The 24,361-nt window shown below is 72.3% G+C and carries 24 protein-coding genes; 2 read left to right on the plus strand and 22 right to left on the minus strand.

From position 1 onward, the window contains the following. Positions 1-26: 26 nt before the first annotated feature. The 15 genes from BLQ62_RS20915 to ftsH form a co-directional block, all read right to left on the minus strand. The gene (locus BLQ62_RS20915) at positions 27-2,597 is read right to left on the minus strand and encodes an ATP-dependent Clp protease ATP-binding subunit (protein ID WP_068531346.1); all 2,571 of its coding nucleotides are present in this window, start codon (positions 2,595-2,597) and stop codon (positions 27-29) included. 285 nt (positions 2,598-2,882) lie between these two features. After that, on the minus strand, positions 2,883-3,227 hold the full coding sequence (locus BLQ62_RS20920; RefSeq protein ID WP_068531344.1) for a histone-like nucleoid-structuring protein Lsr2: 345 nt from the start codon (positions 3,225-3,227) through the stop codon (positions 2,883-2,885). Positions 3,228-3,413: 186 nt separating this feature from the next. Beyond that, positions 3,414-5,189 carry a lysine--tRNA ligase gene (gene lysS / locus BLQ62_RS20925; RefSeq protein WP_082756199.1) on the minus strand — a complete coding sequence of 592 codons (1,776 nt, stop codon included), beginning with the start codon at positions 5,187-5,189 and terminating at the stop codon, positions 3,414-3,416. Positions 5,190-5,255: 66 nt separating this feature from the next. After that, positions 5,256-5,630 (minus strand): rhodanese-like domain-containing protein, encoded by a 375-nt coding sequence (locus BLQ62_RS20930; RefSeq protein WP_068531342.1) that lies wholly within the window; start codon positions 5,628-5,630, stop codon positions 5,256-5,258. A 157-nt stretch (positions 5,631-5,787) separates the two neighbouring features. Then, a complete protein-coding gene (locus BLQ62_RS20935) occupies positions 5,788-6,621 on the minus strand; it encodes a type III pantothenate kinase (RefSeq protein ID WP_068564199.1) in 834 nt (277 codons plus the stop codon). Further along, complete coding sequence (panD, locus tag BLQ62_RS20940; protein WP_068564197.1) at positions 6,621-7,028, minus strand: aspartate 1-decarboxylase; 408 nt, start codon at positions 7,026-7,028, stop codon at positions 6,621-6,623. Before panD ends, BLQ62_RS20935 begins: the two co-directional genes overlap by 1 nt. A 2-nt stretch (positions 7,029-7,030) precedes the next feature. Beyond that, positions 7,031-7,924: a pantoate--beta-alanine ligase gene (gene panC, locus BLQ62_RS20945; RefSeq protein WP_068564195.1), complete on the minus strand. Its 894-nt coding sequence runs from the start codon at positions 7,922-7,924 to the stop codon at positions 7,031-7,033. Further along, entirely contained in the window at positions 7,921-8,883 is a 963-nt protein-coding gene (locus BLQ62_RS20950) for a Rossmann-like and DUF2520 domain-containing protein (RefSeq protein ID WP_082756198.1), read from the minus strand. Before BLQ62_RS20950 ends, panC begins: the two co-directional genes overlap by 4 nt. Positions 8,884-8,993: 110 nt before the next feature. Then, a complete protein-coding gene (locus BLQ62_RS20955; protein ID WP_068564194.1) occupies positions 8,994-10,124 on the minus strand; it encodes a DUF6779 domain-containing protein in 1,131 nt (376 codons plus the stop codon). Positions 10,125-10,229: 105 nt separating this feature from the next. Next, positions 10,230-10,757: a DUF3180 domain-containing protein gene (locus tag BLQ62_RS20960; RefSeq protein ID WP_068531332.1), complete on the minus strand. Its 528-nt coding sequence runs from the start codon at positions 10,755-10,757 to the stop codon at positions 10,230-10,232. Beyond that, entirely contained in the window at positions 10,754-11,242 is a 489-nt protein-coding gene (folK, locus tag BLQ62_RS20965) for a 2-amino-4-hydroxy-6-hydroxymethyldihydropteridine diphosphokinase (RefSeq protein ID WP_068564192.1), read from the minus strand. The genes BLQ62_RS20960 and folK overlap by 4 nt, the downstream gene beginning before the upstream one ends. After that, positions 11,239-11,619 carry a dihydroneopterin aldolase gene (gene folB, locus BLQ62_RS20970; RefSeq protein WP_068531327.1) on the minus strand — a complete coding sequence of 127 codons (381 nt, stop codon included), beginning with the start codon at positions 11,617-11,619 and terminating at the stop codon, positions 11,239-11,241. The genes folK and folB overlap by 4 nt, the downstream gene beginning before the upstream one ends. Then, positions 11,619-12,428 (minus strand): dihydropteroate synthase, encoded by an 810-nt coding sequence (gene folP, locus BLQ62_RS20975; protein WP_068531450.1) that lies wholly within the window; start codon positions 12,426-12,428, stop codon positions 11,619-11,621. Before folP ends, folB begins: the two co-directional genes overlap by 1 nt. A gap of 26 nt (positions 12,429-12,454) precedes the next feature. Further along, complete coding sequence (folE, locus tag BLQ62_RS20980; protein WP_068531325.1) at positions 12,455-13,051, minus strand: GTP cyclohydrolase I FolE; 597 nt, start codon at positions 13,049-13,051, stop codon at positions 12,455-12,457. Continuing rightward, the gene (gene ftsH, locus BLQ62_RS20985) at positions 13,051-15,504 is read right to left on the minus strand and encodes an ATP-dependent zinc metalloprotease FtsH (protein WP_068531323.1); all 2,454 of its coding nucleotides are present in this window, start codon (positions 15,502-15,504) and stop codon (positions 13,051-13,053) included. Before ftsH ends, folE begins: the two co-directional genes overlap by 1 nt. Positions 15,505-15,663: 159 nt before the next feature. On the opposite strand from ftsH, the gene BLQ62_RS20990 reads away from it, so the two are divergent. Beyond that, entirely contained in the window at positions 15,664-16,245 is a 582-nt protein-coding gene (locus tag BLQ62_RS20990; protein WP_231857532.1) for a DUF2628 domain-containing protein, read from the plus strand. A gap of 75 nt (positions 16,246-16,320) precedes the next feature. Here the strand turns inward: BLQ62_RS20990 and BLQ62_RS20995 are convergent, their stop codons facing one another. The 5 genes from BLQ62_RS20995 to dacB are packed head-to-tail and all read right to left on the minus strand — an operon-like array spanning position 16,321 to position 21,554. After that, positions 16,321-17,631 carry an amidase gene (locus BLQ62_RS20995; RefSeq protein ID WP_068564190.1) on the minus strand — a complete coding sequence of 437 codons (1,311 nt, stop codon included), beginning with the start codon at positions 17,629-17,631 and terminating at the stop codon, positions 16,321-16,323. Continuing rightward, positions 17,628-18,200, minus strand: a complete 573-nt coding sequence (gene hpt, locus BLQ62_RS21000) for a hypoxanthine phosphoribosyltransferase (RefSeq protein WP_068531442.1) — start codon at positions 18,198-18,200, stop codon at positions 17,628-17,630. Before hpt ends, BLQ62_RS20995 begins: the two co-directional genes overlap by 4 nt. Beyond that, complete coding sequence (gene tilS, locus BLQ62_RS21005; protein ID WP_068564188.1) at positions 18,197-19,135, minus strand: tRNA lysidine(34) synthetase TilS; 939 nt, start codon at positions 19,133-19,135, stop codon at positions 18,197-18,199. Before tilS ends, hpt begins: the two co-directional genes overlap by 4 nt. Next, positions 19,132-20,193 carry a zinc-dependent metalloprotease gene (locus BLQ62_RS21010; RefSeq protein ID WP_331711103.1) on the minus strand — a complete coding sequence of 354 codons (1,062 nt, stop codon included), beginning with the start codon at positions 20,191-20,193 and terminating at the stop codon, positions 19,132-19,134. Before BLQ62_RS21010 ends, tilS begins: the two co-directional genes overlap by 4 nt. Next, complete coding sequence (dacB, locus tag BLQ62_RS21015; protein ID WP_068564186.1) at positions 20,184-21,554, minus strand: D-alanyl-D-alanine carboxypeptidase/D-alanyl-D-alanine endopeptidase; 1,371 nt, start codon at positions 21,552-21,554, stop codon at positions 20,184-20,186. Before dacB ends, BLQ62_RS21010 begins: the two co-directional genes overlap by 10 nt. A gap of 70 nt (positions 21,555-21,624) precedes the next feature. Between dacB and BLQ62_RS21020 the strand changes: the two genes are divergently transcribed. Continuing rightward, positions 21,625-22,128: an inorganic diphosphatase gene (locus BLQ62_RS21020; RefSeq protein WP_068531311.1), complete on the plus strand. Its 504-nt coding sequence runs from the start codon at positions 21,625-21,627 to the stop codon at positions 22,126-22,128. Between the two features lie 88 nt (positions 22,129-22,216). Here BLQ62_RS21020 and BLQ62_RS21025 read toward each other — a convergent pair whose 3' ends face one another. Both BLQ62_RS21025 and BLQ62_RS24240 read right to left on the minus strand, forming a co-directional pair. Beyond that, entirely contained in the window at positions 22,217-22,891 is a 675-nt protein-coding gene (locus BLQ62_RS21025) for a hypothetical protein (RefSeq protein ID WP_068564184.1), read from the minus strand. Between the two features lie 34 nt (positions 22,892-22,925). Next, positions 22,926-24,344, minus strand: a complete 1,419-nt coding sequence (locus tag BLQ62_RS24240) for a tRNA-guanine transglycosylase (protein ID WP_280138111.1) — start codon at positions 24,342-24,344, stop codon at positions 22,926-22,928. Between the last annotated feature and the right edge of the window lie 17 nt (positions 24,345-24,361).

Genomic DNA, 24,361 nt, shown 5'->3' on the forward strand with positions numbered 1-24,361 from the left:
GTGCGGGTTTCTCCCGGCGGGTCTACCTAGGCGGTCTCGCCCGAGGACTTCTCGCCCGCGAGCGCGGGCACCGAGTCGTCGGACTTCTCCAGGTCGATCGCGGGCTTGGCCTTACCGGCGAAGGTGAACTTCGCGTCCTCGCCCTTGCTCTCGCCGTCCCAGCCCTCGACGTCGACGTCGACGATCTGGCCCGCGGCGATCTCACCGAACAGGATCTTCTCGGACAGCGCGTCCTCGATCTCCCGCTGGATGGTGCGGCGCAGGGGCCGCGCACCGAGGACCGGGTCGAAGCCGCGCTTGGCGAGCAGCGCCTTGGCCTGATCGCTGACCTCGAGCCCCATGTCCTTGTTCTTCAGCGCGGTGCCCACCCGGTTCAGCATCAGGTCGACCATCTCGATGATCTGGTCCTGCGTGAGCTGGTGGAAGACGACGATGTCGTCGATGCGGTTGAGGAACTCGGGCCGGAAGTGCTTCTTGAGCTCGTCGTTGACCTTCTGCTTCATCCGGTCGTAGTTGGCACCGTCGGAATCCCCGGAGGTGAAGCCGAGGCCCACCGCCTTGGAGATGTCGCCGGTACCGAGGTTCGACGTGAAGATCAGCACCGTGTTCTTGAAGTCGACGGTGCGGCCCTGGCCGTCGGTCAGGCGACCGTCCTCGAGCACCTGCAGCAGCGTGTTGTAGATCTCGCTGTGCGCCTTCTCGATCTCGTCGAACAGCACCACCGAGAACGGCTTGCGGCGCACCTTCTCGGTGAGCTGGCCGCCCTCCTCGTACCCGACGTACCCGGGAGGGGCGCCGAACAGGCGCGAGGCGGTGAAGCGGTCGTGGAACTCGCCCATGTCGATCTGGATGAGCGCGTCGTCCTCGCCGAACAGGAAGTTCGCCAGCGCCTTCGACAGCTCGGTCTTACCGACACCGGACGGGCCGGCGAAGATGAACGAGCCCGACGGGCGCTTGGGGTCCTTCAGGCCGGCACGCGTACGGCGGATCGCCTTCGAGACCGCCTTGACGGCGTCCTCCTGGCCGATGATCCGCTTGTGCAGCTCGTCCTCCATGCGGAGCAGACGGGTGGTCTCCTCCTCGGTGAGCTTGAACACCGGGATACCGGTCCAGTTGCCCAGGACCTCGGCGATCTGCTCGTCGTCGACCTCGGCCACGACATCGAGATCACCGGCGCGCCACTGCTTCTCACGCTCGGCGCGCTCACCGATGAGCTGCTTCTCCTTGTCGCGCAGCGACGCGGCCTTCTCGAAGTCCTGCTCGTCGATCGCCGACTCCTTCTCCCGGCGCGCATCGGCGATCTTGTCGTCGAAGGCACGCAGGTCCGGCGGCGCGGTCATCCGGCGGATGCGCATGCGCGCGCCCGCCTCGTCGATGAGGTCGATCGCCTTGTCCGGCAGGAAGCGGTCGTTGATGTACCGGTCCGCCAGGGTGGCGGCGGCGACCAGCGCGCTGTCCGTGATGGAGATGCGGTGGTGCGCCTCGTACCGGTCGCGCAGGCCCTTGAGGATCTCGATGGCGTGCTCGACGCTCGGCTCGCCCACCTGGACGGGCTGGAAGCGGCGCTCCAGGGCGGCGTCCTTCTCGATGTACTTGCGGTACTCGTCGAGCGTGGTGGCGCCGATGGTCTGCAGCTCACCGCGGGCCAGCTTCGGCTTGAGGATCGAGGCGGCGTCGATCGCGCCCTCGGCGGCACCCGCGCCGACGAGCGTGTGCAGCTCGTCGATGAACAGGATGATGTCGCCGCGGGTGTCGATCTCCTTGAGCACCTTGCGCAGGCGCTCCTCGAAGTCACCGCGGTAACGCGAGCCGGCCACCAGGGAGCCCAGGTCCAGCGTGTACAGCTGCTTGTCCTTGAGGGTCTCCGGCACGTTGCCGTTGACGATGGCCTGCGCCAGGCCCTCGACCACGGCGGTCTTGCCCACGCCGGGCTCGCCGATCAGCACCGGGTTGTTCTTGGTGCGCCGCGAGAGCACCTGCATGATGCGCTCGATCTCCTTGGACCGGCCGATGACCGGGTCCAACTTGCCCTGGGCCGCCGCGGCGGTCAGGTTCCGGCCGAACTGGTCCAGGACCAGGGAGGTCGACGGAGTGCCCGCCTCGCCCCCGCCGCTCGTGCGGGCACCGGCACCGGCCGGCTCACCGCCGCCCTCCTTGCCCTGGTACCCCGAGAGCAGCTGGATGACCTGCTGCCGGACGCGGTTGAGATCGGCGCCCAGCTTCACCAGGACCTGGGCGGCGACGCCCTCGCCCTCGCGGATCAGGCCGAGCAGGATGTGCTCGGTACCGATGTAGTTGTGGCCCAGCTGCAGCGCCTCGCGCAGCGAGAGCTCGAGGACCTTCTTGGCACGCGGCGTGAAGGGGATGTGGCCCGACGGGGCCTGCTGGCCCTGCCCGATGATCTCCTCGACCTGGCTGCGCACTCCCTCCAGGGAGATGCCCAGCGACTCGAGCGCCTTGGCCGCCACACCCTCACCCTCGTGGATCAGGCCCAGGAGGATGTGCTCGGTGCCGATGTAGTTGTGATTGAGCATCCTGGCTTCTTCTTGCGCCAGGACGACGACGCGACGAGCGCGGTCGGTGAACCTCTCGAACATGGCCATTTTCCTCACATCCCGGTTACTTCGGGGACCGGCCGAGGCCGGGCCCGCAGATAGCCGTCTGCATCAACGTCTTCTCACTGTAGTTCGGAGCGGTGGACGATGGTGTCGGCAGTGCCCCGCCTGCGGGGCCCGCGGGCCGCTCCGTCCGTCTTTCCGATCCTGATACACCAGGTCAAACGCGCCGTCGTGGCGGATTGATTCCCGTTCCGCCGTGAGCGAAACGGCCCCGGAGACGACTCACCCCGGCGCCGAGGGCGCCGGGGTGGATTCGTCGGTGCGTCAGTTCGCCTCGTTGTAGGCGTCGATCACGTCCTGGCTGATGCGGCCGCGGTCGTTGACCTTCATGCCGGACTTGCGGGCCCACTCGCGGATCGCGGCGCTCTGCGAGCGGTCGATCGGCGTCCGGCCGCGGGGCGCGGACAGCGAGCGCGTGCCGCGCTTGCGGCCGCCGGCGCGCCGGGCATTGGCGACCCACTCCTCGAGGGAGCTGCGCAGCTTCTCGGCGTTCTTGGACGAGAGATCGATCTCGTAGGTGACCCCGTCCAGCCCGAATTCCACGGTCTCGTCAGCGGTCTGCGTATCGTCCACGTCGTCGACCAGCGTAACGGTGACCTTGCGCGCCATAGTTTTGGCCCCTTCTCGATTAATCGTCCAATGCGTCGTTCGAAATCGAGTGTATACACAGCAATGCGATTATTTCGATTCGATCGCACTGAATGAGGTCGCGATCGGGTAACGATCATCGATTGACGGGCGCCGGAACTTCGGACGAAACACGCTATTCGGCGGTAATTCGCCGAATCCGCGGAACTACGCCGGAGTGAGCAGGGAACGCACGCGATCGACGCCGATGGCGAGCAACAGCGTGGGCAGGCGCGGGCCGGTATCGCTGCTCACCAGCAAGCGGTAGAGCAGAACGAAGAATGCGCGTTGCGCCGCGGCCAGTTCCTTATCGCCCTTGACGATCTGATCCGCACCGAGGCCGCGCTGGACCTTCGCGACGCCGTACACCTGGTGGGTGATGCCCGCCAGCGTCCAGTCGTCCTCGAGCCGGCCGAGGCCCGCGGGCGCGGGCGTACCCGAGCCCTCGAGCAGCAGCCGCAGCCCCTCGCGCTGCTCGTCGGTGAGCGAGGCCAGCAGCTCGGCGTCCGGCTGGGCGCGCACCACGGTCCGCTCGTCGGCCGGCATCTGCTCGGCGACCCAGGCGCTGGCCCGGTCGAGGCGGGGGCGCAGCGGCTCCAGTTCCGTCAGCGGCCGGTCGGGCTCGAGCGCCGCGAGGATGCGCAGCGTCTGCTCGTCGTCGCCGGTGGTGATGTCGACGACGGAGGCCAGCGTCTTGTACGGCATGGGCCGCGGCGTGAGCGGCAGCTCCCGCACCCGCCCCGACGCCGTGTCCAGCACGGATGCGGCGCGGGCGTGCGCGGCGATGTCGCCGGGCTGCGCCTTGTCGCCGCCCGTCTTGCGCACCAGCGCGTCCCACTCGTCGTAGGTGCGGGGCAGTTCGCCGTCGAGCGCCACGTCGAAGGACTGGTTCGGCTTCTTGCGGCCGTAGAGCCAGCGCAGCAGCGGCGGCTCGAGGTAGCGCAGCGCGATCGCGGCGGTCGGGACGCCGCCCTTCGACGACGACATCTTGGCCATGCCCCGGATGCCCACGAAGGCGTACATGGGGCCGAGCGGCCGCTTCCACCCGAAGATCGGCGCGACGTCCTTGCCCACGGCGAACGAGGAGCCGGGCGATTGGTGATCGACGCCGGACGGCTCGAAAGTGATCTTCTCGAAGGCCCAGCGCATCGGCCAATCGACCTTCCACACCAACTTCCCGTCGGTGTGCTCGCGCAGGATCACGGTCTCCCCGTGGCCGCACCGACACGTATAAGTGAGCTCGGTCGACTCGTCGTCGTACGCCGTCACGGTGGTGAAATCAGTTCCGCACGCGGAGCAGTAGGGCTTGTACGGGTAGTAACCGGAATCGCTCGAGCCGTCGGCGTCCTGCGCCGCTCCCGATGCCGCCTCGGCGGCGTCCGCGTCCACTTCTTCCGCATTTTCCTGCACGGGCGTCGAATCGCCGCGATCGAGCGTCCGATAACGCTCCAGGATGGAATCAATGCGCCCCCGCTGCGCCATCGCGTGCAGCACCTGATCGATGTACGCACCCGAGGTGTACATCTGCGTCTGGCTGATTCCGCGGTACTCGACACCGAGTTCTTCGAGCGCACCCTGCAATTCGCGGCGGAAATGCTCGGCCCAGTTCTCCGCGTCCGAACCGTGCGGGGCCGGGACGCGCGTGAGGGGCTTGCCGATGTGCTCGGCCCAGGAATCGTCGACGCCGGGCACGTTCGGGACCTTGCGGAACCGGTCGAAATCGTCCCAGGAGATGATGTGCTCGACCTGCAGGCCACGGCGGCGCAGCTCGTCGGCGACGAGGTGCGGCACCATCACCTCACGCAGATTGCCGAGGTGGATCGGGCCCGACGGGGAGATGCCCGACGCCACCTTCACCGGCGTCTCGTTCCGCTCGGCGAAGGCCACGGCCTCATCGGCGAGTCGCGAGACCCAGTCGTCCAGGGGAGCGTTGCGTTCCGTCACGGACCGTCATCTTACCGACGTCCGCGGGTGCGGACGGTGCGCGCCCGGAGCGGGCCGTCGAACCGCTCAGGCCTCGTGCGCGGCGAACTGCGCGAGCGCGCGCTCGTACGCGGGCGAGGCGCCCGCACGCCCGGCGCCGGAGCCCAGTCCGAGGGCCAGGGCGCGGAAGCCGCCGTCGACGGACGAGGCCTGCACGCCGCGGTCGCGCAAGCGGGTGGCGATGGCGGCGGCCGTCGCGCCGTTGCCGCTGACCAGCAGCCAGTGGGCGTCGGGGCCGGCGGCGGCGAGGCTGGTCGGCAGGCCGGGAACGAGGCGGGCGGCGACGGCCGCGGCGTCGAGCGCGACGGCGCCGGGCAGGATGCCGTCGCGGTTGCGCTCGGACTGGTCACGGACGTCGACGACGATCTGGCCGGCGGCGGGGGTGAAGTGCACGGGGTGCATGGGGAGTCTCCAGGAGGGAGGCGGAGCGCGCGGTGGGCGCGTCCGGGCAGCGGAAGGGGGCGGGTTCCTAGCGGACCCGACAACACTCCATGCAGCTGCGCACCTGGCTCATGACAGCGAAATTAGCACCCCGTGCGGCGACCGGCAACAGTTCGAATCACAGGTGAGACGAATTCCGCGCACGCCGCTCGCGCTGCGCCCGGTTGGCGCTCTCGCGCAGGTGCACGGCCCGCAGGCCCTGCAATGTCAGGTCCGCGCGGTGTTCGCCGACGGTGCCGCACTCGGCGGCGATGCCCTCGTCGAAGCCGCCCGTCGCGATCACGCGGGCCCCGGGCACCACCTCGAGCGCCCGGCCCACGAGGGCGTCGACCATGCCCGCGAAGCCGTAGATGATGCCGGACTGGAGCGCCTCGACGGTGTTCTTCCCGACCACCGAGCGCGGCGCCGCGAGCTCGACCCGGCGCAGCGCGACGGTCCGCTCGGCGAGCGCGTCCAGCGCGCTGCCGACGCCCGCGGCGATGGCGCCGCCGAGGAACTCGCCCTTGGCGCTGACCACGTCGACCCGCGTCGACGTGCCGAAATCCACCACGATGCACGGCGTCCCGGCGTCCCGGCCGATCAGCTCGAACGCGCCGGCGGCATTGGCCACCCGGTCGGTGCCCACCTCGCGCGGGTTGTCCACCAGCAGCGGCACGCCCGTCTTCACCCCGGGTTCGAGGATCACGTGCGCGGCGTCCGGGTAGTAGCGGGGCATCACGGCCCGCAGTGAACGCAGCAGCTCGGGCACCGTCGAGAGCACGCTGACCCCGGTCACGGCCGCGGGGTCGAAGCCGCCACCGGTGAGGAAGCCGTTCAGGATGAGCGCCAGCTCGTCCGAGGTCATCCGCGGATCGCTGCGCAGCCGCCAGGTGCCCAGCAGTTCCTCGCCCTCCGCCGAGGCGAACAGCCCGACGGTGACCGCGGTGTTGCCGGCGTCGATCGCCAGCAGCACTAGACGCGCCCCGTGACCAGGCCGTAGCCGTCCGGCACGTGCGCGGCGTCCGCGGTCAGCTCGACGGGCTTGTTGTCCGCGTCGACGAAGACGACGCTGGGCGCGTAGGTCGTCAGCTCCTCCTCGTTCAGCTGGCCGTAGGCGATGAGGATGACGATGTCGCCGGGGCTCACCAGATGCGCGGCGGCACCGTTGATCCCGATGACGCCGCTGCCCCGCTCCCCCGCGATCGTGTAGGTCTCGAGGCGCGCGCCGTTGGTGACATCGACGATGGCGACCTGCTCGCCCTCGAGGAGGTTCGCGGCGTCCAGCAGGTCGGCGTCGACGGTGACCGAGCCGACGTAGTGCAGGTTCGCCTCCGTCACGGTGGCGCGGTGGATCTTGCTGGTCATCATGGTGCGCAGCATGACTACTCCGCCTCCTCGAGGAACCCGGTGCCGATGGCGATGCCCACGTTGTCGAGCAGGCGGGTCGTCCCGAGCTTGGCGGCCACCAGCAGCCGGCCGTCGCCCTTCGCCGGCGCGGGACCGAGGTCGGGTGCGCGCAGCTCCAGGTACTGGATGTCGATCTCGGGGCGCGCGGCGAGCACCTCGTTCGCCGCGGCGAGGATGGCGCTCTCGCCGCCCTGCGCGGCGTAGGCGCCGGCGAGCAGGGCCGCCGACAGCGCGGTCGCCGCCTCGCGGTGCTCCCCGGAGAGGTAGACGTTGCGCGAGCTCATCGCCAGGCCGTCGGGCTCGCGGACCGTCGGGACGCCGACGATCTTGACGTCCATGTTCAGGTCGGTGACCATCTGCCGCACCAGCACGAGCTGCTGATAGTCCTTCTCGCCGAAGTAGGCGGTGTGCGGCCGCACGATGTTGAGCAGCTTGCCGACCACGGTGAGCATGCCCGCGAAGTGGGTGGGCCGGCCGTCGGCCTCGAGGCCGTCCCCGGCGGCTCCGGGCTGGATGGTGGTGCGCGGGCCGTTCGGGTACATGTCGGCGGCCGACGGCGCGAAGACCAGCTCGACGCCCGCGGTGCGCAGCTTCTCGACGTCCGCGTCGAGGGTGCGGGGGTAGGCGTCGAGATCCTCGCCCGCGCCGAACTGCAGCGGGTTGACGAAGATCGAGACCACGACGACGGCGCCGGTCAGCTTGGCGGCGTGCACCAGCTCCAGGTGGCCGTTGTGCAGCGCGCCCATGGTCGGGACGAAGGCGATCTGCCGGCCCGTCGACTTCAGGGCGGACGTCACCTTGGTCAGCTGCGCCGGGTCGTGGTGCACGGTGAGCTGGCCGGGGGTGTACGGGCGGGTGGGTGCACTCATCGGTTGTCCTTCTCGAGGGCGGGATCGATCATGGCTGAGGTTCCGGATTGGGCCGCCGCGCGCCGGGATTGGGCGCGGTAGGCGTCGGTGATCGCGGGGTCGACGGTGTCGAGCGCGGCCAGGTGGCGGGTCACGGCCGCGGCGTCGCCGCGGGCGGCGGGCCCGGTGAGGGCGGACGGTCCGCGGGCGAGGGCGTTCTCGAGGGCGGCGCGGGCGAGCGGCGCGAGGACGCGCTCGGCGAGGGAGCCGGGTGGTCCGCCGCCCAGGAACTCGGAATCGTCGAGCCCCACCCCGCCGGCGAGCGCGGCGCGCAGCGCGAGCACCGCGTCGTCGACCAGCGCGACCAGGTGGTTCGCGCCGTGCGCGAGCGCCGCGTGGTAGAGCGGGCGGGCCGCTTCGGGCACCCGCACCGGCTCGGCACCGAGCTCCAGCGCGAGCGCCTGACCGACGGCGTGCCCGATCTCGTCGGCGGCCGTGATGCCGATGCAGCAGTCGGCGAGCCGGGCGGTGTCGTCCGGATCGTCGACGAAGGTCATGGCGGGGTGGAAGGCGATCGTGGTGCAGCCGAGCCGCGCGAGCGGCGCGAGCACGCCGACGCCGAGCGCGCCCGAGGTGTGCAGCACGATCGCCGACGGGTTCACCCGGGCGGCGAGCTCGTCGACCAGGGCGGGGAGCTCGGTGTCGGGCACGGCCAGGATCAGCAGTTCGGCCTTCGCGGCGATGTCCGACGGTGCGCCCACCGCGGCCTCGGGCAGGCGGTGCGCGGCGCGCTCGCGGGAGATGCTCGACGGTGCGGCGACGGCGGCCACGATGTGCCCGGCGCGTTCGAGGGCGGCGCCCAGTGCGGTGCCGACCCGGCCGGCGGAGATCACGCCGACGGACAGTCGCGCGGGAGCGGGGGGATTGGGGATGCCGGACAGCGGGTCCGTGGCATCGGTCGAGTCCGAGAACTCGGGCATGGGCGTACGCCTCCAAGGGGTCGTTCCAGTCCCGCATCGCGGGTACCAGACGGTCACCAGAAGGCTATGCCCGCGCAGGTCGCGCGGGCAACGGCGTGTGAGCTAGATCATCACTCCGGCTTACGGCGGCGGCCGCCGCTCGAACGCTCGGTGTCGGCGTTCATCCGCGCGATCAGGTCCGCGACGGTGCTGCCGGACGTGTGCTGGCCGGCGTGGCCGGGCTGCTCGACCTGCTGTTCCTGCCGATCCTCGGGCGCCTGCTGCGGCGGGGTCCGCTGCGCCTGCCAGGGGCTGTTCTGCTGCGGGGCCTGCGGCGGCGCGGACTCGAACGGCGAGTACGGGGCCGCCGGGGCGTCCGGCGTGTACGGCCGGGGCGGCAGCGGGGAGCGGTAGCCGGACTGCGGTGCGAGCGGCACGAACGGATCGTCGGGGTTCTCGACGTGCTCGACGTCAACCGGCTGGGCCTCGGGCTCGGCGGCCGCCGCGGGTGCGGACGGCGCGGGTGCGGACGGCGCGGGCGAAGGCTCGTCGGCGACCACGTGGAAGACGGTGGTCGGCGACTCCTCCTGCGGGCGATCGGCGCCGGGCGCGGCGGGGCCGGTCGGTCCGCCGTGCGCGCCGGCGGGGCCGGCCGGTGGCGTGGGCGGGACGGGCGCGGCGGGGACGTCGGTCACCGTCGCCTCGTCGATCGACTCGTCGGCGACGGACGCGGCCGAGGCGGCGCCGTAGTAGTCGTCGACGGCGGGGTCCGGCTCCGGTACGCCGGCGAAGTCCTGCTGGGCGCGGAACCGGTCGTCGTCCTCGAAGACGGACGACTTGGCGCGCTGCGCGGCCAGGGCGCGCTGCTCGGCGGCGGCGTAGAGCTCGCTGTACGAGGGCCCGAGATCGCGGCCCAGCAGCTCCTCGAGGTTCGCGCGCAGCGCGAGCACCTCGGCCTTGAGCGCGGTGAGCTCCTCGTTCGCCTCGCCCTTGAGTTCGGCCCGGATGTCGCGCTCGACCTGCAGCTCGTACTCGCGGCGGGCGCTGATCTCGCGCTCGAGCTGCAGCCCGTAGACGGTCTTGAGGCCGCTCTCCTTCGACTCCGCGGCGCGCAGGTCGCGCGAGTAGCGCGCGATGAGGAAGGCGGCGATCACCAGGCCCCACACCAGCAGGATCAGCGAGACCAGGCCCCACCGGCGATCCTCGGAGAACACCCACAGGCCGGTGCCCACCACCGCGAGCAGGATCACGACGCCGAGCATCCACTGACCCGCTCCCGAGGAACGTCGCGGGACGCGCTTTCGTGAACTCGGGATCGGTGGTTGCGTCATATCCGCGACCTTACCTTTTACCTGAGGTCGTATTCCTCAGGCTGGCGATGTGTCGGCGGGCTGGTCATCGGGATCGTCGGGTGTGCGACAGCAACGCTCGAGCCACAGCGCCGCCGCGAGGAGCAGCAGGGCGCCCGCGACGCCGATCCACGCGCCCGGACGATCGGCGTGGGTGGCCGTCAGTCCGGCGCCCTCGGTGAGCAGGAAGACCAGCATGCCGCCGAAGAAGCCCAGCGCCACCGCGCCGAGGTACGCCGACGCCTTGGCCAGCGCCACCGCGCGCGCGACGGCGATGGGATGGATCCGTCCCGGTCCCCACCCGACCTGCCCCTGGGACAGCCGGGAACGCACGAGCTGCGCGATATAGAGATCGGCCGCGGCGACGCCGTAGAGCAGCGCCCCGGCCCAGACGGGCACCACCGGCACGACGTTGCGCACAAGCAGGTACGAGCCGAGGCCCACACCCAGCACGATGACGACCAGCTCGATCCAGCCGGTCGCGCGCACGGTGGGACCGCCCGGTTCCTCCGGGTCCCGGTTCGGGTCCTTCGACGGTCCGCTCACAGCCGGGTCACCTCCGCGCTCTCGTCGGCGGGCAGGGCCCGCAGCAGGTCGGCGACGCAGCCGTGCCCCGGCAGCTGCGCGTCCGGGTCGGCGTCGAGCCACGGCAGCAGCACGAAGGCCCGCTCGTGCGCGCGCGGGTGCGGCAGGGTCAGCTCGGGATCGTCGGAGAGTACGGGCTCCCCGCCCTCCCACACGGCGATGACGTCGACGTCGAGAGTCCGCGGGCCCCAGCGGATCTCGCGGACGCGCTGCGCTGCGGCCTCCTGCTCGCGGGCGAAGGCGAGCCAGCCGGCGGCGTCGCGGGCCGGATCGTCGACGAGCACCGTCGCGTTGACGAAGTCGTCCTGCTCGACCCCGCCCCACGGCGGGGTGCGGTAGAGCGCCGAGGCGCGGACCAGCGCGGGGCCGAGGGCCTCGATCGCGGCGCGGACGGCGGCGTCCGCCGCGCCGAGGTTGGCGCCCAGCGAGAGCACGGCGCGGCTCACGGCAGGCTCCGCGCGCCGGAGCGCGAGCGGCGGGCCACGACGGCGACATCGGCGAAGGTGAGCGGGATCGGAGCCGAGGGCTTGTGCACCGTGACCTCGACGGCGTAGACCTTCTCGTCCGCCACGACGGCGTCGGCGATCTCCGCGGCGACGGTCTCGATGAGGTTGCGCGGCTCCCCCGCGACGATGTCGTGGGCGCGCTGCGCGAGCGCCCCGTAGTCGACGGTGTCGGCCAGGTCGTCCGAGGCGGCCGCCGGCCGCGAATCGAGCCACAGCACGAGGTCGATGACGAACTCCTGCCCGTCGCGCCGCTCGTGCTCGAAGACTCCGTGGTGGCCGCGCACGCGCAGGCCGGTCAGTTCGATCCGATCCGCCATCAGGCTCCGCCCTTCCGCCAGGCCTCGGTCACGGCGATGGCGTCCGCCGTCGACCGCACGTCGTGGACGCGGACGCCCCACACCCCCGCCTGGGCGGCGAGTGCGGAGACGGCCGCGGTGGCCGTTTCGCGGCCCGCGGGTTCGCGGCCGCCCAACAGTTCGCCGAGGAAGCGCTTGCGCGAGGCGCCCACGAGGATCCGCAGGCCCGTCGCCTGCAGCGTCGGCAGTCCGTGCAGCAGCGCCCAGTTGTGGCTCGCGTTCTTGGCGAAGCCGAGGCCTGGGTCGAGCACGATCCGCTCGGCGGCGATGCCCGCGGCCACGGCGGCGTCCGCCTGGTGCAGCAACTCGTCGCGCACCTCGGTGACCACGTCGTCGTACTCGGTGATCTCGTGGTGGATGCCGGCCCACACCGGGCCCGGCGCGCCGGGCGAGGGGCGCCAGTGCATGAGGATCCACGGCGCCGTGGAGTCCGCGACGACGCGGGCCATGCCGGGATCGGCGCGACCGCCGGAGACGTCGTTGACGACGGATGCGCCGGCCTCGAGCGCCGCGGCGGCGACGGAGGCGCGCATGGTGTCCACGGAGACCGTGACGCCCTCGGCGGCGAGCGCCGCGATGACGGGGACCACGCGGTCGCGCTCCGTCTCGGCCGGAACGCGGTGCGCGCCGGGGCGGGTGGACTCCCCGCCCACGTCGACGATGGCGGCACCGTCGGCGACCAGGGCGCGCGCCCGCGCGACGGCCGCCTCCGGATCGAGGTAGCGACCGCCGTCCGAGAAGGAATCGGCGGTCACGTTCACGACGCCCATGATGAGCGTGCGGCCGGGCTCCGTCGTCACCGGCGCAGGATCAGATCGAGCGCCTCGGCGCGCGAGGTCGCACTGTCCTTGAAGGCCCCGCGCACCGCCGAGGTGGTGGTGCTCGCGCCCGGCTTGCGGATACCCCGCATCGCCATGCACAGGTGCTCGGCCTCGATCACCACGATCACACCGCGCGGATCGAGCTTGCGCATCAGCGCATCGGCGATCTGCGCGGTGAGCCGCTCCTGCACCTGCGGCCGCTTGGCGTACAAATCCACGACGCGGGCCAGCTTGCTCAGGCCGGTCACGCGGCCGCTCTCCCCCGGCAGGTAGCCGACGTGCGCGACCCCGTGGAAGGAGACGAGGTGGTGCTCGCAGGTCGAGTACATCGGGATGTCCTTGACCAGCACGAGCTCGTCGTGGTCCTCCCCGAAGGTGGTGTCCAGCACCGTGTCCGGGTCCACGTGCAGCCCGCCGAAGACCTCCCGGAAGGCCCGGGCGACCCGCTCGGGGGTCTTCTGCAGGCCCTCCCGATCCGGGTCCTCGCCGACCGCGATCAGCAGCTCACGAACCGCCGCGACGGCGCGCTCGTGGTCGAACGGGGCGATCGCCGCCCCGCTGTTCCGCCCCATCAGCTCTCGCTCGATCGATCGGTACCGGACTGCTCCGGTCCCTGCTCGCCCGTCGCCTGCGGTCCCTGGCCCTGCTGGGTCTGTCCCGGAGCGCCGCCCTGGGGCGCCTGCCCCTGCGGGGGCCAGCCGGGGGCCGACCAGCCCGCGGGGGCGCCGTAGTCGGGGCGGCTGCCCTGCGGCTGCTGCCCGTACTGCCCCTGGCCCTGGCCGTACTGGCCCTGCGGCTGGCCGTAGGGGCCGGGCTGCGCGGGGTACTGCGGGCCGGGGTAGGCCTGCTGGCCGCCCCACTGGTAGCCGGGCTGGCCGTAGGCCGGCTGCGGCTGGCCCTGCTGGCCGTAGCCCGACGGTGCGCCCGGCGCGGGCCACGGCCCACCGACCGGAGCGGGTGCGCCCCACTGGCCGTTCTGCCCCGCGTGCCCGTTCTGGCCGTTCTGCGCGGCCTGGGCCGCCGCCTTCTCCAGCTCGACCTTGCGGCGCTCGGCCTCCTCGTCGACCGGCGGCCACGGCTCGCCGTTCTCGATCGCGATCTCCTTCGGAGTCTTGATCGGCGGCTTGGTCGACGGGATGCGGGTGCCGAAGTCGTCGAACTGGGTGATCCGCGGCCGCTTCTCGACGGACTCGAAGATCCGCTCGAGATCCTTGCGGACCAGCGTCTCCTTCTCCAGCAGCTCACCGGCCAGCACGTCGAGGACGTCGCGGTACTCGTTGAGGATGGCCCACGCCTCGTTGTGCGCGGCTTCGATCAGCGAGCGCACCTCCTCGTCGATCTGCGCCGCGACGGCGTCGGAGTACTGCGCCCCGCCGCCCATGCCGCGGCCGAGGAACGGATCGCCCTCGTCCTGGCCGTACTTCACGGCGCCCAGGCGCGCGCTCATGCCGTACTCGGTGACCATGGCGCGGGCGATCTTGGTGGCCTGGTCGATGTCGCTCGACGCGCCCGTCGTGGGCGAGGCGAAGACCAGCTCCTCCGCGGCGCGGCCGCCCATGGCGAAGATCAGCCGCCCGATCATCTCGTTGCGGGTGTACATGCCCTTGTCGTTCTCGGGCACGGCGAGCGCATGGCCGCCGGTGCGGCCGCGGGCGAGCACCGTCACCTTGTAGACCGGGTCGAGCCCCTCCGTGGCCCACGCGGCCAGGGTGTGCCCGCCCTCGTGGTACGCGGTGATCTTCTTCTCCAGCTCGGAGATGATCCGGTTCTTGCGACGCGGGCCGCCCACCACGCGGTCCACGGCCTCCTCGAGGGTGGGCGCGGTGATGACCTGCCCGTTCTCACGGGCGGTGAGCAGCGCGGCCTCGTTGATGACGTTGGCGAGGTCGGCGCCGGACATGCCGGGGGTCCGCTTGGCGAGGCCGTCGAGATCGGCGTCGGGCGCCAGCGGCTTGCCCTGCGAGTGCACCTTGAGGATCGCCTTACGGCCGGCGATGTCCGGGTTGGTCACCGGGATCTGCCGGTCGAAGCGGCCCGGGCGCAGCAGCGCCGGGTCGAGGATGTCGGGCCGGTTGGTGGCCGCGATCAGGATGATCCCCTGGCGGTCGCCGAAGCCGTCCATCTCGACGAGCAGCTGGTTGAGGGTCTGCTCCCGCTCGTCGTGGCCGCCGCCGAGGCCGGCGCCGCGCTGGCGGCCGACGGCGTCGATCTCGTCGACGAAGATGATGCAGGGGCTGTTCTCCTTGGCCTGCTCGAACAGGTCGCGCACGCGGGAGGCGCCGACGCCGACGAACATCTCGACGAAGTCGGAACCGGAGATGGTGAAGAACGGCACGCCCGCCTCGCCCGCGACGGCGCGCGCGAGCAGCGTCTTACCCGTTCCGGGCGGGCCGTAGAGCAGCACGCCCTTGGGGATCTTCGCGCCGAGGGCCTGGTAGCGGGCCGGGTTCTGCAGGAAGTCCTTGATCTCGTAGAGCTCCTCGACCGCCTCGTCCGCGCCCGCGACGTCCGAGAACGTGGTCTTGGGCATGTCCTTGGTGAGCTGCTTGGCCTTGCTCTTGCCGAAGCCCATGACGCCGCCGCGGCCGCCGCCCTGCATGCGGTTCATGAGGAAGAAGAACAGGCCGACGAGCAGCAGGATCGGCAGCAGCGTGAACAGCAGCATGGAGAGCCACGGCGATTCCTGCGTCACGTTCGTGGTGTAGGACTCGAGCGCCTTGCCGTCCGGCGTCTTCGCGTCCTGGACCACGCCGAGGATGTCCCGGGAGGTGCCGGCGGGGTACTTGGCGAAGACCTTCTTGTCCTCGGTGCCCGCGATCGGCTTGTCGAGGGTGACGCGAAGGGTCTGCTCGCGATCGTCGATCTGCACGTCGGTGACGTTGCCGGCCTCGAGCTGGCTGATCACCTGGCCGGTGGAGACCGGCTTGTACTCCTTGTTGCCTCCGCCGACCATGGTGAACGCCCAGACGAGCAGGACGAATGCGGCGATGATCGCCAGCGTGCGGATGAGTGATTTCCGTTTCATATGGCTTCGCCTCGCGGCTCGTCAGTCCTTCTTCTTCCGGCGCGCGGCAGGCCGCGCTGGGTCGACTTCCCAGGTTACCGTGCAGCAACGACGCCGGGCCGTTCGCGTGGGTGCGCCCTGAGCGAACAACGTCCGTTTCGCACCGTTTATGCTGCTCCGGTGACCGACAACGGCCTTCCGCCCCAGTACCCGACCGATCCGCAGAGCCCGTACGGCCGGCAGGCGCCGTATCCGGGCCAGCAGCAGGCGCCGTTCACGCAGGGACAGCAGCCGGCGTACGGCCAGCAGGCGCCGTTCGGGGCGCAGGCGCCGTTCCCCGGGCAGGCGCCGCTTCCGGCCGGCGTGCACGAGCGCTGGCGCAGCCGGTTCGAGTTCTTCGGCCGCTACGGCCAGCCCGCGTCCTCGCCCGAGGCGACCGCGGCGTTCAAGCAGTTGTCCTTCGGCGAGCGCTTCCGGCTCGGCTTCAACGGTCCCGCGTTCTTCTTCGGCCCGATCTACTTCGCGATCAAGGGCCCGTGGCGCAAGGGCCTGAGCCTGTTCGGGATCTCCATGATCGTGGGTTTCCTGCTCAGCCTGGTCGAGGTGGCGCTGAACATCACGTTCCCGGCCGCCTCGTACGGCATCGTCAGCGGCCTGATCTTCCAGAGCGTCGCGAACTGGGCCTACTTCCTGCACGCGGCGCGCGGCAGCACCAGCTGGAACCCCTTCGAGGGCATGCCCCTGTTCCGCAAGCGGAGCTGAGTCCCACCGGGCCCCGGCGCCGTAGCGCCACCGCGCACCGCCCACCCCGACGGCCGCGCCGGGCGTGACCGAGGGTCAGACCTCGATCTTCGCGGCCAGCGCGAGCAGGTCGGCCTCGCCGCCGGGGCGGGCGATCAGCTGCACGCCCTCGCCGAGGAAGGGCACCGTCATCGCGGGCCAGCCGACGAGGTTCCACAGGCTGGGGTACGGCGCGTACGCCAGGCTCGGGATGGCGCTCGCCGCCCACGGCAGTTCCGCGTACGGCCGCGCCGGCGCGGGACGACGCGCCAGGGCGGGCGTCACCAGCACGTCCACCCCCTCGGCCGCGAAGAAGCGCTCCAGCGCGGATTCGAGGCGCGCGGCGTCGGCGGGCCGGACGAGGCCGCGCCGCTCGGCGATCCGCCCGAGGGCCGCGTGCCGCCGGGTGCGGGCCTGCAGCAGAAAGGGATTCGCGCCGCGCGCGACGATGTCGTCGGCGTCGGAGGCCGCCGCGGCCACCCACCGCGCCAGCAGCGGCAGCGGCGAGGCCGGGTAGGGGACCTTGACGTCGCGGACCGTGTGCCCGCTCTCGGCGAGCCGCTCGGCGGCGCTGCGCACCGCCCGCACGATCGACCGGGAGGTGAAGGTCACCGGCGTCGGGCGGTTGAGGCCCAGGCCCACGCGCAGCCCGGCACCGTCGCCGACGACGGCGAGCTCCGGCCGCCCGGCGAGCACCGACAGGCCCAGTGCCGCATCCTCGACGGTCCGCGTCATCGGCCCGTTCTCGGACATGCCGAACCAGTTCGTGGGCCCGAGCTGCGCGGGCACGACGCCGCGGCCGGGCTTGATCGCGACGATCCCCGTGCACGCGGCGGGGCCGCGCAGCGAGCCGAGGCCGTCGTTGCCGTGCGCGAGAGAGACGTGGCCGGCGGCGACCACGGCGGCGCTACCGCCGGAGCTGCCGCCCGCGGTGCGCCCTGGGCGGTGCGGGTTCCCCACGACTTCCCGGGCGTCGTCGGTCATGGCCCACAGGCACAGTTCCGGGACCCGGGTCAGCCCCACCACGACGGCGCCCGCGGCCCGCAGCCGCTTCACGACGGGGTGGTCGTTCTGCTCGATCGGCAGTCCCGCACCGCAGGCCTCGGAGACCCCGTCGAGCACGCGGTAGCCGGAGACGGCGACGTTGTCCTTGATCGCGATCGGCACACCGGCCAGCGGCAGGGAGTAGCGGTCCGGGCGGGCGTCGATCGCCGCCGCCTCCGCGAGGGCCTCCTCGGGGCGCACCACGCGCCAGCCGTGCACCGCATCGTCACCGATGCGCGCCAGCGCCTGCCGAGTCGCGTCGACGGCGGTGAGCCGCCCCGAACGCACTCGGTCCGCGGTGGCGGCAGCGGTGAGCAGCGTCATTCGCTGTAGACCTTGGGCTCCAGGATGCCGATGTAGGGCAGGTCGCGGTAGCGCTCGGCGTAGTCGAGGCCGTAGCCGACGACGAACTCGTTGGGGATGTCGAAGCCGACCCACTTGACGTCCACATCCACGCGCACCGCGTCGGGCTTGCGCAGCAGCGTCACGACCTCGAGCGAGCGCGGGTTGCGGGTCGCGAGGTTGCGCAGCAGCCAGCTCAGCGTGAGGCCGGAGTCGATGATGTCCTCGACGATGAGCACGTCGCGGCCGGCGATGTCGCGGTCGAGGTCCTTGAGGATGCGCACCACGCCGGAGCTCGAGGTGGAGCTGCCGTAGCTCGAGACCGCCATGAACTCGAGCTGCGTGGGCACCGGCAGCGCCCGCGCCAGGTCGGTCACGAACATGACCGCGCCCTTGAGCACCGTGATCAGCAGGAGGTCCGAGTCGCCCTCCTGGGCGCCGTACTGCTCCGCGATCTCGGCGGCCAGCTCGGCCGTCCGCTCCTTGATCTGTTCCTCCGTGAGCACCGTCGAGGCGATGTCTCCCGCGTACAAGTCACCCGTGCCGTTCACCACGCCCTCAGAATGCCACCTGTCCGATGCACCTGCAGCCGCCGCCCCGCACTTCCGCCCGGGATCGCGGTCGGTCCCTGCCCGTGCCAGTCCGTGACCAGGGCGTCGACGGCGACGAGGTGCGCGCCCGTCAGCGCCCGCGCGCCGCGGCCGGCGAGCCAGGTGCGCAGCGCCCGCAGGCGCAGGGCCGCAGGCAGTCCCGCCACCGCCTCGACCTCCAGGTCCGCCTCCGACGGTGCCGGCGCGAGGGCGTCGAGGGCGTCGTTGTCGGCGCGCAGGGAGGCGGCGGTGCGGGCCAGGGAGTCCGCCACTCCCCCGCCCAGGACCTCCTCGAGCAACGGGAGCACCTCGGTGCGCAGCCGCACCCGGGTGTAGCGCGGGTCGAGGTTGTGGGGGTCCTCCCACGGGGTGAGGCCGAGCTCCGCACACGCGGCCCGGGTGTCGGCGCGCCGCACGCCCAGCAGGGGCCGCCCGTAGGGTGCGGCCCACGCGGCCATCCCGGCCAGTGAGCGCGCCCCGCTGCCGCGGCCGAGCCCCAGCAGAACCGTCTCCGCCTGATCGTCGAGGGTGTGGCCGAGGAGCACCGGCAGTCGGCCCCGCGCGGCGTCCAGGGCGGCGTACCGCGCGGCACGGGCGGCGCCCTCGGGCCCGCCGGGACCCTCGACCGCGACGCGCAGCACCTCGGTGCGCATCGCCCCGGCCTCGCGCGCGGCGGCGGCGGCGGCTTCGGCCACGGCGGCGGAGCCGTCCTGCAGGCCGTGGTCGACGGTCAGCGCGACGGCGTCGAGCCCCGCGGCCAGAACGCCGGTGAGCAGGGCGAGGGAGTCGGCTCCGCCGGAGAGCGCCACGGCCACCGGCCCGCCCGTGCCGTGCGCGCGATCCCACGCCTGCACCGCCCGCCGCACGCGCAGGGCCGCGGGGCCGGGCCGGTTCACGGCGCGGCGGGACCCAGGACCCGCGCGATCCAGCGCGACGGGTCGTCGAGCTCGTCGGGCAACGGGAGCGTCTCGGGTCCGGTCCAGATCCGGTTGAACCGTTCCATGCCCACCTCGGCGACGACCGCGTCGACGAACTTCTTGCCGCGCACGTACTGCGCGATCTTCGCGTCCATGCCCATCAGGGCGCGCAGCAGGCGCTGGAAGGGGTTCGACGGTGCCGCCCGCCGCCGGTCGAAGGCCGCGCGGATGGTCGCGACGGAGGGGATCACGGCGGGGCCGGCGGCATCCATCACGTGATCGGCGTGCCCCTCGAGGAGGGTGCCGAGCATGAGCAGCCGCTCGACGGCGGCGAACTGCTCGGGCGGGGCGGCGATCTCCAGCACCCCGATCACGCCGCGGTGCCGGGCACCGCCGGAGAGCGCCTTCTGGGTGCGGGCGAGCAGATCGCCCACGGAGCCGGTCCCGGTGGTGCCGGTGAGCGCGGCGACGTTGTCCCGCATGTAGTCCCGCAGCCACGGGTTGGCACCGAACTGCACGCGGTGGGTCACCTCGTGCAGGCACACCCACATGCGGAAGTCGTCGGAGCGCAGGTGCAGCGCTCGCTCGACGGCGAGGACGTTGGGCACCACGAGCAGCAGCTCCCCGCCCTCGACGCCGAACGGGTCGTACTGCCCCAGAACGGAACCGGAGACCATGCCCAGCATGGCGCCGGCCTGCACCCCGGCCAGGCGCGCGCCGAGGCCGGGGTGGCGAGCATCTTCGGGCTCGATCAGCGACTCCATGGAACGGGCTGCGGCGGAAACCCATTCGCAACGGTCGACGGTCCGCGCGGGCGGCACCGCCCCGGGCGTGAGGAGTCCGGTGACGGCGCGGACGTGCTCCTCCGCGGCGACGGCGTCCTCTTCCAGCTCGACGGCGGCGCGATCGCGCGTGTACGCGGTGGTCGCGGGCCCGTCGCCGAGGACGCGCACCACGCGGCGTCCCGCGGCGGCGGCCAACGCCCAATCGACCTGCGCGCGTTCCGCCTTCGACTCGGCCATGGCGATCAGCGGCACCCGCAGCCGCGCAGTGCGGCGGTGACGGCGTCCATCGCGGGGCGGGCCACGTCGACCGGCGTACCCGAGGACATGAGCGTGAAGGTGAACACGGCACCGTCGCGCCCGGCGACGTACCCGGCGAGCGTGGAGACGCCCGAGAGGCTGCCGGTCTTGGCGCGCACGAAACCCGCGCCGGGACGGTTGACGGTGACGTACCGGTCGGCGAGGGTGCCGGTGGCCCCGCCGACGGGCAGCAGGTCGAGCAGCGGACGCAACTGCGGCTTGCCCGTGCCCGCCGCGCCGGTGACGATCTCGTCGAGCACCTTCGCCGGGATGCGGTTGAGGGTCGACAGGCCGTCGACGTCGGACAGTTCCACGCCGCCGACGTCGAAGCCGGCGGTGCGGAGCGTGTCGAGCACGGCGCGGGCGGAGCCGTCGAAGGACAGCGGCTGCCCGGCCGCCTGGGCGACCTCCCGGCCGATCGACTCGGCGAGCACGTTGTCCGAGTGCACGAGCGCGTCGTGCAGGCGGGTGGTCAGCGGGGCGCTGCGGACGGCGGCGAGCTGCGCGGCGCCCTGCGGCGCGGTGCCCGAGGAGACTGCCGTGGGCGGGAGCCCGAGCGCGGAGGCCAGCGCCTGCCCGGCGGCGAGCGCGGGATCGTTCACGCGGGGCGAGTAGTCCTCGCCGGGGCGGATCCGGCCCGCGTCGACCATGAGCGACTGCAGCGGGGTGATGTCGCCACCGGCGATGTCCGCCCGCTCCCAGCCGCGGGCGAAGTCGGTGCCGGTGAACAGCGAGGTGTCCACCACGATGCGGGTGATCGGCGTGCCGGCGCGGCGGAGCTGGGTGGCCAGGTCGGAGATCTTGGGGGCGTCGGTGAAGATGGACGCCGTTGCTGCGCGGAGCGTCGGATCGCCCGCGCCGACGAGGACCGCCTCGCCCGGGCTCGCGCCCGCGACGACGGTGGTGGTGATGCGCTTGTCGGCGGGCAGCGTCAGCAGCGCGGCCGCGGCCGTGAGCACCTTGGTGGTGGAGGCCGGCGTGCGCGGGCGGGCGGCGTCGCGCTGCCACAGCACCTGTCCGGTGCCGGCGTCGGCGATCACGCCGGTGAAATCGCCCAGGTCGGGGCTGCGCAGGGCCCCGGCGATCTGCGCCGTCACGCCGGCGGCGGTCGGCGGGTTCGTCGGCGTCACCTCGGCGATCGCCGGCTGGTAGGCCGGTTCGGCGGGGCGCGGGGGCACCTTCTCGGCGAGGTCCTGCCGATCGCGGTAGGCGCCCCAGCCGAGGGCCGCCGCGACGGTGCCGACGACGACCAGCGCCAGCACGACCACGGTGATCGTTAGGCGCAGCAGAGTCCGTCGGATTCGCGAGCGTCGCACCGTACCACCCTAACGGCAACCCGACACGGGTATCCTCAGCGTGCATGGTTGACGTGAGCGAAGGGAAACAATGAGCGTCGAATTCGAGGTCACCGTCGAGATCGCCAAGGGCTCGCGGAACAAGTACGAGGTGGACCACAAGACGGGTCGCCTCAAGCTGGACCGCTACCTGTACACCTCGTTCGGCTACCCCACCGACTACGGCTACATCGAGGACACCCTCGGCGAGGACGGCGATCCGCTGGACGCGCTGGTCCTGCTGCAGGAGTCGGTGATCCCCGGATCGCTGGTCGACTGCCGCGCGATCGGCATGTTCAAGATGGAGGACGAGAAGGGCGGCGACGACAAGGTCCTCGTCGTGCCGGCAGGCGACCCCCGCTGGGACTCCATCCAGGACATCGGCGACATCGACAAGTTCGAGCTGGACGCCATCGAGCACTTCTTCGTGCACTACAAGGACCTCGAGCCCGGCAAGTTCGTCAAGGGCTCGTCCTGGGTGGGCAAGAAGGAGGCCGAGGAGGAGATCGCCCGGTCGATCGCCCGCGCCGAGACGGCGGGTTCCGAGGCGCACTGACGCCCGGCACGCACGACGGAAGAAGCGGCGGTGAGGATTCCTCACCGCCGCTTCCGTCGTTTCCGGACCCTTCCGGACCTGTCCCTCGCTAGAGCTTGCCGGCGACCCGCCGGATCAGGTCCTCGAAGACCGGCTCGTCAACGGCACCGCTCTGGTTCGGGTTGGCGCTCACCATCGCGAGCACCCCATTCTTGGTGAAGTACGCGGAGGCCGAGCGCACGGTCTGTCCAGCGCCGGTTCGAGTCGCCTCGAGAATGAAGCCATCGGCGCCGACCACATCTGCTGGAAGCGCGGCGCGCGTCGTCGTCTGCTTGAGCACGGTGCCGTAGGACAGCGAGCTGCACTCACCCGTCCCGGCCGCCTCGAATACCGACAGCCGTGCCGAGTTCGGAAGCAACGTGACACCGTAATTGGTCGCACCCTGCGACACGGTCTGTTGCCCGCCATACTTGATCGTCTCGAGCAGCTCCTGCTGCAGAGCGACGTTCTTGTCCTTGCACGTAGCCGGGGTGATCTCCGCGGCCTGCACTTGGCCGAAGGCCTGCATCGCCGACTGGAACGCGGTGTCGGGCGGCACCGTCGCAAGGGCGAACCCCTCCGGTAGGTCGGCTTGCGTGAGCAACTTCGCTTCGTCGACGGGAGGCGCCGACGACGGCGGCGCCGACGGCTCGTCGCCGCCACCGCCGCAGGCAGTGAGCAACAGGCCGGACGCGGCGACCGCCGCGAGCAGGCCCAGGGAACGGTTCGTGTCACTGCGGCGCAACGGTTTTCTCCTGCCGATCGGGTACCGGATCGCGCTAGACCTTACCGAACCCCCGGAGGAAGGCCGCCGCGAAGCCGGGGAAGGCCCCGTCGGCGATCGCACGCCGCGCCGCCGCGGCCAGCGAGACGAAGAAGTGCTCGTTGTGCAGGGCGCACAGGGTCACCGCCAGCCCCTCGTTGGCGACGAAGAGGTGGTGCACGTAGGCGCGCGTGAAGTCGTCGGCGCGATTGCCGCCGCCCGGCCGGTCCTTCGCGGGGTCGAGCGGGCGGAAGTCCGCGCGCAGAGCGGGATCGGTGACATCGAGGACACCCGTCGAGGTGTAGACCCGGCCCTCGGCGGCCGCCCGCGCCGGCTCCGTGCCGTCGACGAGGTCGACGCCGGCCTCGATCGCGGCCAGCAGATCCGCGGGGCCGGTGATGCCGGCGAGGTAACGCGGCCGGTCGGAATCGAGCTCGCCGATCGCGGCGCGCAGCGCGCCAGCGTCGGCCGCGGGCGCGCCGACGCCCTCGATCCGGTAGCCGCCGAAGCCCAGTCCGCCGGCCCGGCGGTCCTCCTCGCCGAGGCGCCGCAGGGCGCGGGCGGCGGACCGTCGGCGCTCGGGATCCGCACCCCCGGTCACCACGGCCCACAGCGACAGGGCGTCGTGCCGGTCGGCGGTCTGCCAGGCGTGCTCGGCGAGCGCGCGGCGCGCCCAACGCTCGGTCCGCGCGGGATCCGCGGGATCGGCGAGGGCGAACGCGACGTCGAAGCCCATCCGGTGGGCCAGGCGCACCGCCTCCTCGGCGTCCCAGCGGTGCGGGGAGCCGTCCAGGCGGCCGCGGAAGGCGATGCCCTCGTCGGAGACCTTCGTCTTGCGCTGCTCGAGCACCGCGCCGACGCCGGTGTCGGCGATGGTGGGGGCCTGCCAGGCCATGGCCGTGCCGATCCCGCCCGCGCCCTCGATCACGTCGGCACCGGGCTGCAGGTACAGCTCGTGTAGGTCGAGGACGAGTGCGCGCGCCCCGAGCCCCGTCAGCTCGCGCGGGGTGAGGCCGGCGATGGCGCCGCGCCCGGCCACGGGCAGGTACGCGGGCGTGGCGATCTCGCCGCGCGGCACCGTCATCCGGCCGGTGCGCGAGCCGCCGGCGCCGGTGGCCTCGACGGTGAACCGCACCGCATCGGTGGTGCCGGCGGCGCGCAGGCGCGTGTTGCCGGCGATCGCCCGGTAGCCGGTACGCAGCTCCGCGAGCTCGGCGGCGAGGGTGGCGTTCTGCTCCCGCAGCTCGTCGATCTCGGAGCGCGAGGGCGGGACCGGCGCGGCGGGGACGGGCGGTTGCCGGCGCGGCTGCGGGGCGACCGGTTGCCGCGCGCGGGGCCCCGACGGTGCGGGCGCGGGCGGCACGGCAGGGTGCGGCGCGAGGGGGCCGGTGGGCGGTTCGGTCACGGTCTCCTCCGTCGGTACGGTGCCGGCCACCGACTCCGCGGCGGCGC

The organism is Tsukamurella pulmonis (assembly GCF_900103175.1).
GTDB classification, from domain to species: domain Bacteria; phylum Actinomycetota; class Actinomycetes; order Mycobacteriales; family Mycobacteriaceae; genus Tsukamurella; species Tsukamurella pulmonis.

What these genes read in the sequence shown, in the direction of transcription:
- panC (WP_068564195.1), bottom strand. Translation starts at nt 7,924, where the DNA reads ATGAGTGCACCCACCCGCCCGTACACCCCCGGCCAGCTCACCGTGCAC.
- BLQ62_RS20950 (WP_082756198.1), bottom strand. Translation starts at nt 8,883, where the DNA reads ATGCCCGAGTTCTCGGACTCGACCGATGCCACGGACCCGCTGTCCGGC.
- BLQ62_RS20915 (WP_068531346.1), bottom strand. Translation starts at nt 2,597, where the DNA reads ATGTTCGAGAGGTTCACCGACCGCGCTCGTCGCGTCGTCGTCCTGGCG.
- folP (WP_068531450.1), bottom strand. Translation starts at nt 12,428, where the DNA reads ATGGGCGTCGTGAACGTGACCGCCGATTCCTTCTCGGACGGCGGTCGC.
- ftsH (WP_068531323.1), bottom strand. Translation starts at nt 15,504, where the DNA reads ATGAAACGGAAATCACTCATCCGCACGCTGGCGATCATCGCCGCATTC.
- BLQ62_RS20920 (WP_068531344.1), bottom strand. Translation starts at nt 3,227, where the DNA reads ATGGCGCGCAAGGTCACCGTTACGCTGGTCGACGACGTGGACGATACG.
- folE (WP_068531325.1), bottom strand. Translation starts at nt 13,051, where the DNA reads ATGGGGCGGAACAGCGGGGCGGCGATCGCCCCGTTCGACCACGAGCGC.
- BLQ62_RS20930 (WP_068531342.1), bottom strand. Translation starts at nt 5,630, where the DNA reads ATGCACCCCGTGCACTTCACCCCCGCCGCCGGCCAGATCGTCGTCGAC.
- BLQ62_RS20995 (WP_068564190.1), bottom strand. Translation starts at nt 17,631, where the DNA reads ATGACGCTGCTCACCGCTGCCGCCACCGCGGACCGAGTGCGTTCGGGG.
- panD (WP_068564197.1), bottom strand. Translation starts at nt 7,028, where the DNA reads ATGCTGCGCACCATGATGACCAGCAAGATCCACCGCGCCACCGTGACG.
- folB (WP_068531327.1), bottom strand. Translation starts at nt 11,619, where the DNA reads ATGGCGGATCGGATCGAACTGACCGGCCTGCGCGTGCGCGGCCACCAC.
- BLQ62_RS20955 (WP_068564194.1), bottom strand. Translation starts at nt 10,124, where the DNA reads ATGCTCGGCGTCGTGATCCTGCTCGCGGTGGTGGGCACCGGCCTGTGG.
- BLQ62_RS21020 (WP_068531311.1), top strand. Translation starts at nt 21,625, where the DNA reads ATGAGCGTCGAATTCGAGGTCACCGTCGAGATCGCCAAGGGCTCGCGG.